Here is a 15,714-nt window from a genome sequence, read left to right as displayed (position 1 = left end):
CGTTGACGTCCCGCAACGCCGTACCCGCCCCCGCGGTGCCGCTCGCCGAACCGAACTGACCGCCCGGCGAACGATGGAGATCCAGGCGCACCGATCGCTGCGACGATTGATCCAGCCGTCCGGCACAGTTGTTCAGCGAGGTGTTCCCATGTATCAACAGGTGCTCGATCCGGTTTCCCATTCGCTCGGTCTGTCCGCGATTTTCGCGGCGCTCCCCCTCGTCGTCCTGTTCGTGCTGCTCGGGGTCCTGCGGGTCACCGCCTGGATCTCGGCACTCATCGCGCTGGTGGTGGCCCTGGTCGTCGCCACGGTGGTGTATCCGATGCCGATCGGCCAGGCCGCACTGGCCGCGACGCTCGGCGCCGCGTTCGGCTTCTTCCCGATCCTGTGGATAGTTATCAACGCTATCTGGATCTACAACATGACCGTCGACACCGGGCATTTCGACGTGCTGCGCCGCTCGTTCAGCCGGGTGAGCGACGACCAGCGGATCCAGGCCATCATCATCGCCTTCTGCTTCGGCGCCCTGATGGAGGCGCTGGGTGGGTTCGGCACGCCGGTGGCCATCACCTCCGTCATGCTGATAGCGCTCGGCTTCAAGCCGCTGCGCGCGGCGACCCTGGCCCTGGTGGCCAACACCGCCCCGGTGGCGTTCGGCGCGCTCGCCGTGCCGATCACCACGCTGTCGACGGTGACCGGGCTGCCGGTACACGACCTGGGCGCCATGGTCGGCCGGCAGACCCCGATCCTGGCGGTGGTGGTACCGCTGGTCCTGGTGGGCATCGTCGACGGCCGGCGCGGCCTGCGCCAGACGTGGGTACCGGCGGTGGTCTGCGGCGTGGCGTTCGGCGTCGCCCAGTACGCGACCTCGAATTTCATCTCGGTGCCGCTGACCGACATCGTCGCCTCGCTGTTCTCCGCCGCCGCCGTGGTGGTGCTGCTGCGCGTCTGGCAACCCGCCGCGTCCTCGATGGTGATGCCGACGGTGACACCGGTGGCCGGCGGTTCGGTGGACACCCCGGATTCCGGCTTCCAGTCCCGGGTGGCGCACCCGGACAGCCGCCGTGAGGAGCTGCGTGCGTACGCGCCATATCTGATCATCATTGTCATCTTTGTGGTGGCGCAGATCCACCCGATCCTGCACGCGCTCGACACCGTGACCCGGTCCTTCACCTGGCCCGGCATGCACATCCTGAGCACGTCCGGGAAGCCGTCCACCGTGGCCGTGTTCAAGTTCAACTGGCTCACCGCCGCGGGGTCGCTGATGTTCATCTCCGGCCTGGTCACCGCGCCCGTGCTCGGGATCTCGGTGGGCCGGGCGCTGCGCGCCTACGGCCGCACGCTGCGCCAGCTGGTCTGGGCGATCATCACGGTGATGGCCGTCCTGGCGCTGGCCTACGTGATGAACGCCAGTGGCCAGACCGCCACCCTGGGCAACTCGATGGCCGGCGCCGGCGCGGCGTTCGCGGTCCTGTCGCCGATCCTGGGCTGGCTCGGCGTCGCGGTCACCGGTTCCGACACGTCATCGAACTCACTGTTCGGCGCGCTGCAGGTGGCGGCCGGCACCAAGGCGGGCCTGAGCACCACACTGATGGCCGCGGCCAACTCGTCCGGCGGAGTGCTCGGCAAGATGATTTCGCCGCAGAATTTGGCGATCGCGGCCGGCGCGGTCGGCCTGACCGGCAAGGAGGGCGACATCTTCCGCCGGGTCTTCGGCTGGAGCCTGGCCTTCCTGGCCGGCATGTGCCTGCTGGTCTACCTGCAGTCCACACCGGTGCTGAGCTGGATGATCCCCTGAGAGCCTCGGCGGGGACCGCGGGGTCCCCGCCGAGCCCTCCGGGCGCCCGTCGCCAGCCGCAACCTCGGCACCGCGCCGACCCGTCTCGCCGGGAGGGCGTCCCCGCGCCGGAATCGGTTAGATGACCTCATGCACCTCGAGCACCCGGCCGCGCGGCTCCGCGTCGCCCAGCTCCGCGTGGTACTCGGCCCGCCGGGGATCGGCCAGGTAGGAGTCGTAACCTGACCGCGACGCGAACGACAGCACGTGCACCTCGGTACCCGAGTCCGCGGTCCGCAGCCGCTGCTCCAGGCGCCCACCGTGGTCGGCGAGCAGGGGCCGCACCAGGTCCTGGTAGCGCTGAGCGGCGTCCACGTGCTGCCCGGGCAGATCGAGCACCACGGCGACCCGCAGGCGCGGGCCGGTCGCCTTGCCGTCGAGGCGCTTGAAGAAGTGGACGTCGCTGTGGCCGCCGGGCAGCCCCTCGGTGCGGCCGGTCTCGACGTACCCGTGCCGCCGGTAGAAGCCCGGCGCCTGGAACGTCATCGAGGACACGACCATCCGGGTGCAGCCGCGGCGCCGGGCCTCCTGTTCGGCCGCGCGCAGCAGCCGGCTGCCCCAGCCCTCGCGACGGCTCTGCTCGCGTACCCACAGCAGCCCGATCCCGCCGCAGCCGCCCCAGGTCCAGCCGGCCAGCCCGCCGACGAGCGCCCCCGCCTGGTCCGTCACCCGGACCGAGAGCGACGCCTCGTCGTCGGCGCCGGTCATCCTGACGTTGAAGGCGGTCAGCTCCTTCTCCAGCCGGGCCTTCAGCTCGCTGTCGCCGTCGACGACATCCACCGTCCCCGCACCACGCGCGGCATCGCCACCGTCACCGGCCGGCCCACCATGCTTGATCGTCATGGCGGGCAGTATGCCAAACGCGAAACGGAGCCGGTCTCAATTTGATAACCGGAGTTGATCTCAACTTCCGATGGGCTGCGGCTCCCCCTGCGGCTGGCGGTAGCTGCGGATGATGTCGGCGTACCGGTGCCCGCTGGCCTTGATGGTGCGCCGCTGTGTCGGGTAGTCCACGTGCACCAGCCCGAACCGCTTCGCGTACCCGTACGCCCACTCGAAGTTGTCCAGCAGCGACCAGGCGAAGTAGCCGGCCAGCGGGGCGCCCCGGCGCGCCGCGGCGGCACACGCCGCCAGGTGGCGCTCCAGGTAGTCGGTGCGCTCCTTGTCCTCCACGTGGCCGTCCGGCTCGATCTCGTCCGGCCAGGCCGAACCGTTCTCCGTGACGTAGATCTGCCGCGCCTGGTACTCGTCGGTCAGCCGCACCAGCAGCTGCTCCAGCCCGTCCGGGTGAACCTCCCAGTCCATCCCGGTCAACGTCCAGTCCGGCACGCTGATCATCCGGGCCCACGGAACCGGCCCCTCGGGGTCGTCGGTGACCACCTGGCGGAAGTAGTAGTTGAGCCCGACGTGCTCCATCGGCGTGGCGATGATGTCCAGGTCACCGTCGCGCACCGGCGGCTCGATGCCGTACGCCTCGACCATGTCCCGCGGGTAGCCCCGGCCGTGCAGCGGATCCAGCCACCACCGGTTCGTGTGCCCGTCCGCCCGGCGCGCCGCCGCCACGTCCCGCTCGTCCTCGCTGGCCGGCTCGCACGGGCTCAGGTTGAGCACCGCACCCACCCGGACCTCGCCGCGCGACACCTCGCGCAGCGCCGCCGCGGCCAGCCCGTGGCCCAACAGCAGATGATGGGACGCAGGAATGGCGCGCGCCAGGTCCCGCTCCCCCGGCGCCATCCGGCCCTCCAGGTAGCCGATCCACGCCGAACACAGCGGCTCGTTCACCGTGAACCAATCGTGGATCCGGTCGCCCAGCCGCTCGCCCACCACCCGCGCGTACTCGGCGAACGCCAGCGCGGTGTCGCGCGCCGGCCAGCCGCCGCGGTCCTGCATGACCTGCGGCAGGTCCCAGTGGTACAGGGTGGCGAACGGCCGGATGCCCGAGGAGAGCAGCTCGTCGACCAGCCGCTCGTAGAAGTCCAGGCCGGCCTGGTTCACCCGGCCGGTGCCGTCCGGCAGGATCCTGGGCCACGCGATGGAGAACCGGTACGCGTCGACGCCCAGCCGCCGCATCAGCGCGACGTCCTCCTGCCACCGGTGGTAGTGGTCGCACGCCACATCGCCGGTGTCGCCGTTGTCGATCGCACCGGGAACCCGACAGTACGTGTCCCAGATGGACGGTGATCGGCCATCCTCAGCCACCGCACCCTCGATCTGGTACGCGGACGTGGCCGCACCCCATACAAAGTCCGGCACCAGGCCCCGCAGAAGCTCCATGACTCTCCTCGACTGACTAAACGGTTTACTTGACCGCGCCCGCGGTCAACCCGGCGACGAAGTGACGCTGCAGCGCGAGGAACCCGGCCACCACCGGAGCGCTGACGACCAGCGAGGCGGCCATCACCTGGTTCCAGTACACGTCCTCGTAGGTGGAGTAGCTCTGCAATCCGACCGCGAGCGTCCGCGTGCTGTCATTGGTCATCACCGAGGCGAACAGCACCTCACCCCAGGCCGTCATGAACGCGTACACCGCGACCGCGATGACGCCCGGCAGCGCGGTGGGCAGGATGACCTGGATCAGCGTGCGCAGCGGTCCGGCGCCGTCGACCTGGGCCGACTCGTCCAGCCCGCGCGGGATGGAGTCGAAGTAGCCGACCAGCATCCAGATCGAGAACGGCAGCGAGAAGGTGAGGTAGGTGACGACCAGACCGGTGCGCGTCGCGTAGAGCTGGAGCCCGGTGTACTTGTTGATGTTGACGTAGATGAGGAACAGCGGCAGCAGGAACAGGATGCCCGGGAACATCTGGGTCGACAGCACCGTGACGGAGAAGACCCGGCGGCCGGCGAACCGGTACCGGCTCACCGCGTACGCGGCGAAGATGGCGACCACCACGGAGCAGGCCATCGCGCACGAGCTGACGATGGCGCTGTTCACGAAGTACCGGCCGAGCGGCACCGTGTGCCACATGTCGACGAACGGTTCCACCGTCAGGTGGGACGGAATCCAGTCGAACGGACCCTGCACGTCGCGCAGCGGCTTGAGCCCGGACGTGAGCATCACGTAGATCGGGACCAGGGTGAACAGGGCGAGCGCGGTCAGTACCACCGCGCGGGTCACCTTGACCCAGCTTGGCTCACGCATCGGTCCTCCGGCGGGACGTGCTGTACAGGTAGACGGCGGTCACCACGAGTAGGAACAGCAACAGCAGCACGCTCATCGCCGAACCGAGGCCGAAGTTCCAGGTGACGAACGAACTCTGGTAGATGTGGATGGAAATGAGGTCCGCCGCGTGCGGTGCGGCCGAGCCGAACAACACGTATGGCGTATTGAAGTCGTTGAAGCTCCACAGGAACAGCACCAGCAGCAGTACCTGGTTGACCGGGCGCAGCATGGGCAGCGTGATGTTGCGCAGCTGCCGCATGAACCCGGCTCCGTCCATCGCGGCCGCCTCGTACAGCTCGGTGGGGATGGTCTGCAGCCCCGCGGTCAGCACCAGCAGCGCGAACGGCCAGGTGCGCCACACCGACACGACCACCAGCGAGACGAAGCTGTTGCCGCCGATGAGCCAGAACGGCCGGCTGTGGAACAGATGCAGCTCGTCTACCAGTACGTGGTTGACCACGCCGGTGTCCCGCTGGAGCATGAAGCTCCAGGTGATCACCGCCGCGTAGGCCGGCAGTGCGTACGGGGCCAGGAAGATCGTGCGGAGCAGGCCGCGACCGCGGAACGGCCGCTGCAGGAGGACGCCGGCGGTGACGCCGAACAGCCAGCAGAAGCCCACGGTCAACGCGCTGTACCCGGCGGTCACGCCGAGCGAGTGCACCAGATTGCTGCCGATCGGGCTGTTGAAGTCCAGCGCCACGCGGAAGTTGTTGAGGCCGATGTACGGCGCCGCCGACCAGTTGCGGATGAAGAACTGGGTGAGCCCGCGCAGGCTCATCCAGACGCCGGTGATCATCGGGATGATGTGCACCAGCAGTTCCAGCAGGACGGCGAGGAGCAGCATCAGGTACGGGGTGGCACGGTTCCCCTTGACCCGACGGCGGCGCCGCTTCCTGGCGGACGTGGTCGGATCGCCGGCCGCCGTACCGGGCCCGGCCGCCGGGGTGGTGACGGTTGTCATGAAACTCCTTACGGTGCCCGGAGGGGGGCGCGACTGCGGGGCGGGCGCCGGGGCCGCGGAGAAGGACTCCACGGCCCCGGCCTGCCCGTTGCGCGGAAGCCGGAGACTCAGCCGCCGGCCTTGACCTGCTGCTGAGCCGCCGTCAGTTTGGCCTTGATATCCGCATCGGTGACCGCCTTGCCGCTGGCCGCCTGCGCGAACAGATCCTTCATGGCACCGCCGACCAGCGTCTCGAACTGGCTCTCCTCGGGCACCGCCGGCAGCGGCGCGGCCGTGGTCGACAGCACCTGCTGGTACATCTTCACCGTCGGAGTCTGGAACGCCGGGTCGGAGTACGCGTCCTGCACCGTCGGCAGCGAGGCGTACGTCTTGTTCAGGGCGATCTGCTCGGGGGCGCTGGTCATGAACTTCACGAACTTCAGCGAGGCGTCCTTGTGCTTGGTGTTGGCGAACACCGCCATGTTGATGCCGGCCACCATGCTGTTGATGTGCTGGCCACCGGACGGCGCCGGCATCTCGAACGGCACCGGTGCCACGCCGTAGTCGTCGGGGCTCATGCCGTGCGTCTTGATGCCGCTGTCCGCCGCCTGCCACAGGATCATCGCGGCCTTGCCGGTCGCGAAGTCGGTGATCGACGTGTTGTTGGCGTACTGCACGTCGCTGGGGTTCACGATCTTGTCAGTCGCCATGAAGTCGATGTACCGCTTGAGCGCGGCCACGTTGGCGTCGGTGTCGAAGGTCGGCTTGCCGGACGAGTCGAACCACGAGCCGCCGTACTGCTCGCTGAAGGCGAACGCGTGGTGCGCGTTTTCCGTCGGGTTACCGGCCTCCAGGGCCAGGCCCCACTGGTCGCCGTGGGTGAGCTTCTTGCCGTCGGTGACCAGCTCGTCCCAGGTCGTCGGCGGGTTCGCGATGCCGGCGGCAGCGAACTCCTTCTTGTTGTAGTACAGCCCGTACGCCAGGGAGTAGATCGGCACCGCCGCCGGCGGCTTGCCCTGCACGCCGGTGGCCGACAGGCTGCCGGTCAGGAAGCGGTCCTTGCCCCCGATCGCGGCCATGGTGGAGTCGTCGAACGGCAGCAGCGCGCCGGTGGCCTGCAGCGTGGCCGACCAGGTGTTACCGATGTTCAGCACATCGGGGCCCTGGCCGGACGTGGTCGCCGCGAGGATGCGGTTGAGCAGGTCGGGCCAGCCGATGACCTCGAGCTTGACGGTGATGCCGGTCTGCTGCTTGAACTTGTCCAGCTCCGGCTGGAGAACCTGCTTGTCGTTGTCCAGGCTGGAACCCTGGTTGCTCGCCCAGTAGGTGAGCGTGGTGGATCCTCCACTGTCTGAGCTGCCGCTGTTGCTGCACCCGATGAGCGCGGGCGCGACCAGGAGCGCGGCAGCGGCCAGCAGGCCGATTCTGCGAGGGCTCACGTATGGCCTTCCTTTGTGTCCGGCGGGAACGTCGGTCTTTGGAGATGTCGCGCGAGACAGGCCGCGTGGGCCACCGGACGGCGTGTGGCCGCCGGACGAAGCATGACGGCCGCGCCGGCGAAGGCCCGGCCGTGGCGGCCGGTTGCGGTGCGGTGTGTTGAGCGTTGCGGTCTTTTGGGGTGGTGCGATGACGCGACGGTGCGATGACGCCGACGTGTGGTGACGCGGCGTGTGGTGACGCGGTATCCGGTAACGCGGTGGAGCGTGATGCGGTGGAGCGTGATGCGCGAATGGGCGGCAAATCGATAGCCAACGGACGGCCAGCCATCTAAACTTTGGCATTGAACTATGTTGTGGATTAAACATCCGGGCCAACGCCGCGTCAAGACGTGAGAGCGTTCTCTTGAGAGCCTGGGATGGGCCGGTCCGGCGGCGCCGTCCGCTATCGATTCTCTGCATAGCCGGCCCACGACTGTCCATACCGGCCCTGGCTTGCTACCGAGAACCGCGCGCCTTTCGTTATTCAACCGTGGTCTCGCGGTTACCTTGCCGCCCGACCGCCGGGCCGCCGGCCCGGCTGTGAGAGCGCTCCCCCGACCGCTACCGGTTCGCCACGGGCCGCGGCGTTACCCGGCTACCGGGTGGGCACCCGGCCGCGGGCACAGTCCTCGACGCGCCGCAGCAGGAGTTCGCGCTCCCGGTTGTTGCGGGTCAACGACGCCGCCCGCGCCAGCTCGGTACCGGCCTCGTCCAGCCGCCCCAGGCTCGCCAGCAGATCGCCACGCACGCTCGGTAGCAGGTGGTACTCCTTCAGCGATGGCTCCGCCGCCAGCGCGTCGACCAGTTCGAGGCCGGCCGCGGGCCCGTACGCCATCCCGACCGCCACGGCCCGGTTCAGCTCCACCACCGGTGACGGTACGAGCTCGGACAGCTCCCGGTACAGCTCCGCGATCCGGGGCCAGTCGGTCTGCTCGGCGGTACGCGCCCGCGCGTGGCACGCGGCGATCGCGGCCTGCAGCACGTACCGGCCGCGCGCGTCCCCGATCGCCTCGGCACGCTCCAGCGCGGCCAGGCCGCGGCGGATGAGCAGCTGGTCCCAGGCCCCCCGGTCCTGGTCCAGCAGCAGCACCGGCTCGCCCGACGGCCCGACCCTCGCCCGCAGTCGGGACGCCTGGATCTCCATGAGCGCCACCAGTCCGTGTACCTCGGGCTCCCGCGGCGTCAGCTCGGCCAGCACCCGACCGAGCCGCATGGCCTCCTCGCACAGTGCGGGTCGCACCCAGTCGTCCCCCGCCGTCGCCGAGTACCCCTCGTTGAAGATGAGGTACAGCACCTCGAGCACCGAGGACAGACGGGCGGCCCGCTCGTCGCCGCCGGGTACCTCGAAGGGCACCCGCTTGTCGGCCAGCGTCCGCTTGGCCCGCACGATGCGCTGGGCGACGGTGGGCTCCGGGATGAGGAACGCCCGCGCGATCTCCGGGGTGGTCAGGCCACCGAGCAGCCGCAGGGTCAGCGCCACCCGTGCCTCGGTGGACAGCACGGGATGGCACGCGATGAACATGAGGCGCAGGAGATCGTCGCCGACCTCGGCGCCGTCGACCGCGGCGTCGAAGTCGGCGACGCCCGTCCCGCGCTCGATCTCGAGTTCGCGCCCCAACTGCTCGTGCTTGCGCTCCAGCACCTTCTCGCGGCGGATGGCGTCGATCGCCCGCCGCTTCGCCACGGACATCAGCCAGGCGCCGGGATTGTCCGGGACTCCGGAGGAGGGCCACTGCTCCAGCGCGGCGACCAGCGCGTCCTGGGCGAGGTCCTCGGCGAGGCCGACATCGCGGACCAGCCTCACGAGTCCGGCGATGAGCCTGGCGGACTCGATCCGCCAGACCGCGTCGATGGTGCGGTGCGTTGGGGTAGCCGTCACAGCCCGACTAAAGCACTGACGGGCCCCGGTCCGCACGGCGGACGCGCCGCGCGGGGCGGACCAGGCGCCGATCGGCCCAGCGCCGGCGGGTACCGACCGGTCCACGGGGGCGCAAATCGCCCACCGGCCGGTCCCGTCGCCGTCGCCTCGCCGCCCCGACGGCAATGCGTCGAGCCACCCTGCTCCATAGGGATAGAGATAGGAGGAGGCAGAGAACAGCACCGCCTACTGCTGGCGCTCCGACACCCGCGCGCGCAGGCGCTCCTCGGCGTCCCGCAGTTCGGGGGTGAGGTTCGCGCCGAAGTCGTCGGCCTCGAACACCTGACGGATCTCGACCTCGGCGCCGCCGCCGAGCGGGCAGCGCTTGACCCACTCGATGGCCTCCTCCTTCGACCCCACCTGGATCAGCCAGAAGCCCGCGATCAGCTCCTTCGCCTCCGTGAACGGCCCGTCGATCACGGTGATTCCGGTGTCGGCGAACTGGACCCGCGCGCCCTTCGCACTCGACTGCAGCCCCTCGCCGGCCAGCATCACGCCGGCCTTGACCAGCTCCTCGTTATACCTGCCCATCGCGGCGAGCGTGCCCTCGTCCGGCAGCACGCCGGCCTCGGACTCCTCGTTGGCCTTCAGAATGACCATGAAACGCATGGCTGTACTCCTCGGGTTGGGGCCGGTGAGGTATCCCTCCCGACCGCTGACCGGCCAGGTGCCGGTCTCGTCAACGCGTCGAACGGTGGGGCCGGGATTCGACACAGTCGCCAAGATTTTTCCGGCGGGCCCGCCGGCGACGGGCGCCTAAGGCCCCGAACCGCGCACCGCATCGATCTTCTCCGCGGGATCGCATCGATCCACGCCGCTACGTTGACGCAGGGGTAGCGGCTCTGTAATCTCTAGCCAAAGTAGTGCAAGATTTTTGCACTCATCCCTTCAGTTCTCCATGAAATAGCGCAACTTCCGGCAAGGACGCACCCGCTCGGTGTCCGTGCACCCGCTCCGCCATTCCCGGAGAGGCCCACGTGATGTCGATTTTCGCTGTGCACGGCCGGTCACCACCCCGGCGGCTCCGCCGATCCTCGCCCGCTCCCGGCGAGGCACACCGGCTCGCCGTGCCCCGGCGATGCGAGCACCCGACCTCCGGGTCCGCCTCGCGCGTCCGCGCTCGAAGCGCCCCTCTCCACGAAGAAACGGCGCCCACCTGCGGTGCGGCGCCGATGTCCGTCCCTGCCGTTCCCACGAGGAGATAGAGGAACGCGATGAGAAAGAAGCACGTCACGCTGCGGATCGCCGCCGCGGCACTGGCCGGGCTCCTGGTGTCCGCGCTGCCGGTGCTCGGGGTGTCCCCGGCCTCCGCCGCCGGCCCCAACCTGGCGTCGGGCAAGACCGCCACGTCCAGCAGTTCCACCAGCCCGTACACGGCGAACAATCTCAACGACGGCAACCAGTCCAGCTACTGGGAGAGCAACAACAACGCGTTCCCCCAGTGGGCGCAGATCGACCTGGGCGCCAGCACCAGCGTCAACCAGGTGGTCCTGAAGCTGCCCAGCGGCTGGGGCGCCCGCACCGAGACCCTGTCCGTCCAGGGCAGCACGGACGGCGGCAGCTTCTCCACGATCGTGGCCTCCGCCGGCTACAACTTCGACGGATCGAGCAACACCGTCACCATCAACTTCGGCGCGGCCAACGCCCGGTACGTGCGGGTGAACATCACCGCCAACACCGGCTGGCCGGCCGGCCAGCTCTCCGAGTTCGAGATCTACGGCTCGTCCACCACGTCCTCCGCCAACCTGGCGCTGGGCAAGACGATGAGTTCGAGCGGCGTGTCACAGACGTACGTCGCGTCCAACGCCAACGACGGCAACGCCTCGAGCTACTGGGAGAGCGCCAACAACGCGTTTCCGCAGTGGCTGCAGGTCGACCTCGGCTCCTCGTTGAGCGTGAACAAGGTGGTGCTGAAGCTGCCGCCGTCCAGCGACTGGGCCACCCGCACCGAGGCCCTGGCGGTGCAGGGCAGCACCACCGGCTCCAACTTCAGCGACATCGTGGCCTCCGCCGGGTACGTCTTCAACCCGTCCACGGGTAACACGATCACCATCAACTTCACCGCGGCCACCACCCGGTACCTGCGGCTGAACATCACCGCCAACACCGGCTGGCCGGCCGGCCAGCTCTCCGAGTTCGAGGCGTACGGCCCGACCGGCGGTGACACCCAGGCGCCGACCGCTCCCAGCAACCTCGCCTACACCGAGCCCGCCACCGGCCAGATCAGGCTCACCTGGAACTCCTCCAGCGACAACGTGGGCGTCACCGGGTACGACATCTACGCCAACAACATGCTGCTGACCACCGTGCCGTCCAGCGCGCTCACCTACACCGACACCGAGCCGCAGACCTCCACGGTGACCTACTTCGTGCGGGCGCACGACGCCGCCGGCAACCAGTCGGGCAACAGCAACAGCGTGACGCGCACCGGGCAGAGCGGCGGGGACACCCAGGCGCCCACCGCGCCGAGCAACCTGGCCTACACCCAGCCGGGCTCGGGGCAGATCAGACTGACCTGGGGCGCGTCCAACGACAACGTCGGCGTCACCGGATACGACGTGTACCGCAACGGCTCGCAGGTCACCACCGTGAGCGGCTCGACGCTGACGTACACCGACAGCCAGCCGGACACGGCAACGGTCTCGTACTACGTCAAGGCGCACGACGCGGCCGGCAACTCCTCGGTGGCCAGCAACACCGTGACGCGCACCGGCAGCGGCGGTGGCGGCGGCTCCAACCTGGCGGTGGGCAAGCCCATCACCGGCACCGCCAACACGTACATCTTCGTGCCCGCCAACGCCAACGACAACGACCTCACCACGTACTTCGAGGGCTCCAGCTACCCGAGCCAGCTGACCGTCAAGCTCGGCGCCAACGCCGACGTCAACACGGTCGTGGTCAAGCTGAACCCCGATCCGGCCTGGGGCACCCGCACCCAGACCATCCAGGTGCTCGGCCGGGAACAGAACGCCACCACCTTCGCCACCCTGTCGGCCGCGCAGAGCTACACGTTCAACCCGGCGAGCGGCAACTCGGTGAGCATCCCGGTCAGCGGCCGGGTGGCCGACGTCGAGCTGTCCATCACCAGCAACAGCGGCGCGCCCGGCGGGCAGGTCGCCGAGTTCCAGGTCATCGGCACCCCCGCGCCCAACCCGGATCTGGTGGTCACCGGCTCGTCGTGGACCCCGACCTCCCCGGTCGAGACCGACTCCATCACCGCGTCGGCCACCGTAAAGAACAACGGCACGGCCTCCGCCGGTGCCACGAACGTGAACTTCTACCTGGGTACCACGAAGGTCGGTACCGCCTCGGTCGGCGCGCTGGCCGCCGGCGCGTCCACCACGGTGTCGGCCAACATCGGCACCCAGACCGCCGGCACGTACCAGCTGACCGCGAAGGTCGACGAGTCCAACACGGTCGTCGAGCTGAACGACGGCAACAACAGCTACACCAACCCGAGCAACCTGGTGGTCGCCCCGGTCCAGAGTTCCGACCTGGTCGGCACGGTCGCCTGGACGCCGGGCAACCCGGCGGCGGGCAACACCGTGACGTTCACGGTGACGGTGAAGAACCAGGGCACCGTCGCCACCGCCAGCGGCTCGCACACCGTGACGCTGACCGTGGTCGATACCTCCAACAACGGCACGGTCAAGACGCTGTCCGGCTCGTTCAGCGGTGCCCTGGCCGCGGGTGCGAGCACCACGGTGAACCTGGGCTCGTGGACCGCGGTCAACGGCAGGTACAACGTGCACGTGGTGCTCGCCGCCGACACCAACGAGTTGTCCATCAAGCAGGGCAACAACACCAGCGACACGGCGTTGTTCGTGGGCCAGGGCGCGAACATGCCCTACGACACCTACGAGGCGGAGGCCGGCACGGTCGGCGGCGGCGCCACGGTCGTCGGTCCGAACCGGACCATCGGCGACATCGCGGGCGAGGCGTCCGGCCGCAAGGCGGTGACGCTGAACTCGACGGGCTCGTTCGTGCAGTGGACGTCCCGCCAGGCCACGAACACCATAGTGGTGCGGTTCTCGATCCCGGACTCGGCCGGCGGCGGCGGCATCACCTCGTCGCTCGACCTGTACGTCAACGGCACCCTGGTGCAGCCGCTGAGCCTCAGCTCGCACTTCGCGTGGCTGTACGGCGCGGAGACGGGGCCCGGCAACTCACCGAGCGCCAGCAGCCCGCGGCACATCTACGACGAGGCGCATTTCCTGCTCCCGTCGTCGTACGCGGCCGGCAGCACCATCAAGCTCCAGAAGGACGCCTCGAACACGTCCCAGTACGCGATCGACTTCATCGACCTGGAGCAGACCGCGCCGGTGGCGAACCCCGACCCGGCGCACTACGCGGTGCCGGCCGGCTTCACCGGGCAGGACGTCCAGAACGCGCTGGACAAGGTGCGGATGGACACCACCGGCACGTGGACCGGCGTGTACCTGCCGACCGGGCAGTACTCGCTGACGCAGAGCCTGCAGGTGTACCAGAAGCCGGTCAAGGTGGTCGGCGCCGGCGTCTGGTACGCGCAGTTCAACTCGCCGTCCACCCAGGAGGACTCCGACCTCGACTGGTCCCTCCAGAGCGGGGCGAGCGGCTCCTCGTTCAGCGGATTCGCCTGGTTCGGCAACTACGACCAGCGCGTCGACGGTCCGGGCCACACGTTCGACCTGCGCAACCTGTCGAACATCACCATCGACAACGTGTGGATCGAGCACCAGGTGGTCGGCGTCTGGGGTGCCGCCGCGGTGATGAACTCGACCTTCACCAACATGCGGATCCGGGACACCTACGCCGACGGCATCAACCTCACCAACGGCAGCCAGGGCAACCTGATCAGCAACGACCAGGCCCGGTCCACCGGTGACGACAGCTTCGCGCTGTTCGCCGCCCAGGACCAGAACGGCGGCAACCTGACGGGCAACACGATCCAGAACGTGACCGCCCTGACGCCGTGGCGGGCCGCCGGGGTCGCCATCTACGGCGGCTTCAACAACACCATCCAGAACTTCTACGTCGCGGACACCCTGTGCTACTCGGGTCTGACCATCAGCTCGCTGAACTTCGGTTACCCCTTCGAGGGCTTCGGGTCCAGCCCGCCGACCACCATCCAGAACTTCACGCTGGCCCGCGACGGCGGCCACTTCTGGGGTGATCAGGTGTTCGGGGCGATCTGGGTGTTCTCGGCCACCCAACCGTTCCAGGGCATCCGGGTCAACAACGCGAACATCACGGATCCCACCTACTCCGGCATCATGTTCCAGACGGACTACGTCGGGAACTCCCCGCAGTTCTCGGTGACGGACACCATCTTCACCAACACCACGATCACCGGCGCGCAGCCCAGCGGGGACAAGTACAGCGCCAAGTCCGGGTACGGCATCTGGGCCAACCCGCTGCCCGAGCCCGGTCAGGGCCCGGCGGTCGGCTCGGTGACGTTCAACCACCTGGTGGAGAGCAACAACGCCGTCAACATCCAGAACACCACCAGCACCTTCACCATCACCGTGAACCCGTAGCCTCCACTCGATCCGTCCCACCGGTGCCGCCGGGAGGTCTCCGACCTCCCGGCGGCACTCCAGTTCGGGACGGCGCCGAGGCCCGTACATCCGCGAGTTCCCGCCTCGCGGCGACCGGACGGACGTGAGGCAGCGGGGTGGGTGCAGGCCTCAGTCGGTCGCGGCGGGCCGGGGGCGCAGGCCGTCGATCACGTAGTCCAGCAGCCGTTCCCCGTCGTCGGGGGCCGATTCGCAGGCCATCGCCACCCCGTGCACCAGCCGCAGCACGTCGGGCGCCTCGACGCCGGCCCGGATGACGCCGGCCGCCTTGGCCGGTTCCAGCAGCCGGATCAGCGAGCCGCGCATGAGATTCCGGCAGTAGTTCATGGCCGGCGCCTCCAGGCCCATGATGGCCTTGACCGCCGCGCTGAAACCCCGCCGGTGCTTCACGTAGTCCAGTTGGAGCCGCAGCCAGGCCGTCAGGGCCTCTTCCGGCGGCAGGCTCTCGGCCAGCTTGTCGGCCTGCGCGGACAGCGTCTCCAGGTCGTCCTGGTACACCCCGACCAGCAGTGACTCCCGGGTCGGGAAGTGCCGGTACAGCGTGCCCGGGCCCACCGCGGCGCGCTTGGCGATGTCGTCCAGCGGGGCCTCGGGGCCGTGCTCGATGAACACCTCACGGGCCGCGACGATGAGTCGGCCGTGGTTGCGCCGGGCATCGGCCCGCATCGGCTTCTCCACCGGAAGCGACACCCCGGACGGTACCGGGCGATTGTCCGCCGTCACGGCCGCACCCTCCCTCGCCACGCGACCCTCCGCCCGAACTAAGCGGAGAATGTCTCCGTATAGACTTGCGAACCGGAGAACCTGTCCGTATCGTAGCTCAGGA

The 15,714-nt window shown here is 69.1% G+C and carries 10 protein-coding genes; 2 read left to right on the top strand and 8 right to left on the bottom strand.

Annotation, left to right across the window (positions count from 1 at the left end; all coding sequences use genetic code 11):
* Positions 1-148: 148 nt before the first annotated feature.
* Positions 149-1,798 carry an L-lactate permease gene (locus tag ABEA87_RS18555; protein ID WP_345631153.1) on the top strand — a complete coding sequence of 550 codons (1,650 nt, stop codon included), beginning with the start codon at positions 149-151 and terminating at the stop codon, positions 1,796-1,798.
* A gap of 117 nt (positions 1,799-1,915) precedes the next feature.
* On the opposite strand, the gene ABEA87_RS18550 is transcribed toward ABEA87_RS18555, so the two are convergent.
* The 7 genes from ABEA87_RS18550 to ABEA87_RS18520 form a co-directional block, all read right to left on the bottom strand.
* Positions 1,916-2,680 (bottom strand): GNAT family N-acetyltransferase, encoded by a 765-nt coding sequence (locus ABEA87_RS18550; protein WP_345631151.1) that lies wholly within the window; start codon positions 2,678-2,680, stop codon positions 1,916-1,918.
* Positions 2,681-2,740: 60 nt separating this feature from the next.
* Complete coding sequence (locus ABEA87_RS18545; RefSeq protein WP_345631149.1) at positions 2,741-4,111, bottom strand: GH1 family beta-glucosidase; 1,371 nt, start codon at positions 4,109-4,111, stop codon at positions 2,741-2,743.
* A 25-nt stretch (positions 4,112-4,136) separates the two neighbouring features.
* Positions 4,137-4,976, bottom strand: a complete 840-nt coding sequence (locus ABEA87_RS18540) for a carbohydrate ABC transporter permease (protein WP_345631147.1) — start codon at positions 4,974-4,976, stop codon at positions 4,137-4,139.
* Positions 4,969-5,958, bottom strand: a complete 990-nt coding sequence (locus tag ABEA87_RS18535) for a carbohydrate ABC transporter permease (RefSeq protein WP_345631146.1) — start codon at positions 5,956-5,958, stop codon at positions 4,969-4,971. The genes ABEA87_RS18540 and ABEA87_RS18535 overlap by 8 nt, the downstream gene beginning before the upstream one ends.
* Before the next feature lie 107 nt (positions 5,959-6,065).
* Positions 6,066-7,376: an ABC transporter substrate-binding protein gene (locus ABEA87_RS18530; protein ID WP_345631145.1), complete on the bottom strand. Its 1,311-nt coding sequence runs from the start codon at positions 7,374-7,376 to the stop codon at positions 6,066-6,068.
* A gap of 634 nt (positions 7,377-8,010) precedes the next feature.
* Positions 8,011-9,294, bottom strand: a complete 1,284-nt coding sequence (locus ABEA87_RS18525) for an RNA polymerase sigma factor (RefSeq protein ID WP_345631143.1) — start codon at positions 9,292-9,294, stop codon at positions 8,011-8,013.
* A 225-nt stretch (positions 9,295-9,519) separates the two neighbouring features.
* On the bottom strand, positions 9,520-9,942 hold the full coding sequence (locus tag ABEA87_RS18520) for a YciI family protein (protein WP_345631142.1): 423 nt from the start codon (positions 9,940-9,942) through the stop codon (positions 9,520-9,522).
* A 605-nt stretch (positions 9,943-10,547) separates the two neighbouring features.
* Between ABEA87_RS18520 and ABEA87_RS18515 the strand changes: the two genes are divergently transcribed.
* Positions 10,548-14,849, top strand: a complete 4,302-nt coding sequence (locus ABEA87_RS18515; RefSeq protein ID WP_345631141.1) for a galactose-binding domain-containing protein — start codon at positions 10,548-10,550, stop codon at positions 14,847-14,849.
* Positions 14,850-14,999: 150 nt separating this feature from the next.
* On the opposite strand, the gene ABEA87_RS18510 is transcribed toward ABEA87_RS18515, so the two are convergent.
* Positions 15,000-15,611, bottom strand: coding sequence for a TetR/AcrR family transcriptional regulator (locus ABEA87_RS18510; RefSeq protein ID WP_345631139.1), 612 nt, complete (start codon positions 15,609-15,611; stop codon positions 15,000-15,002).
* Positions 15,612-15,714 lie beyond the last annotated feature (103 nt).

The organism is Rugosimonospora acidiphila (genome assembly GCF_039543385.1).
Lineage (GTDB): Bacteria > Actinomycetota > Actinomycetes > Mycobacteriales > Micromonosporaceae > Rugosimonospora > Rugosimonospora acidiphila.
Note: the sequence above shows the minus strand (reverse complement) of the source record. Positions and strands in the feature narration are given on the sequence as shown.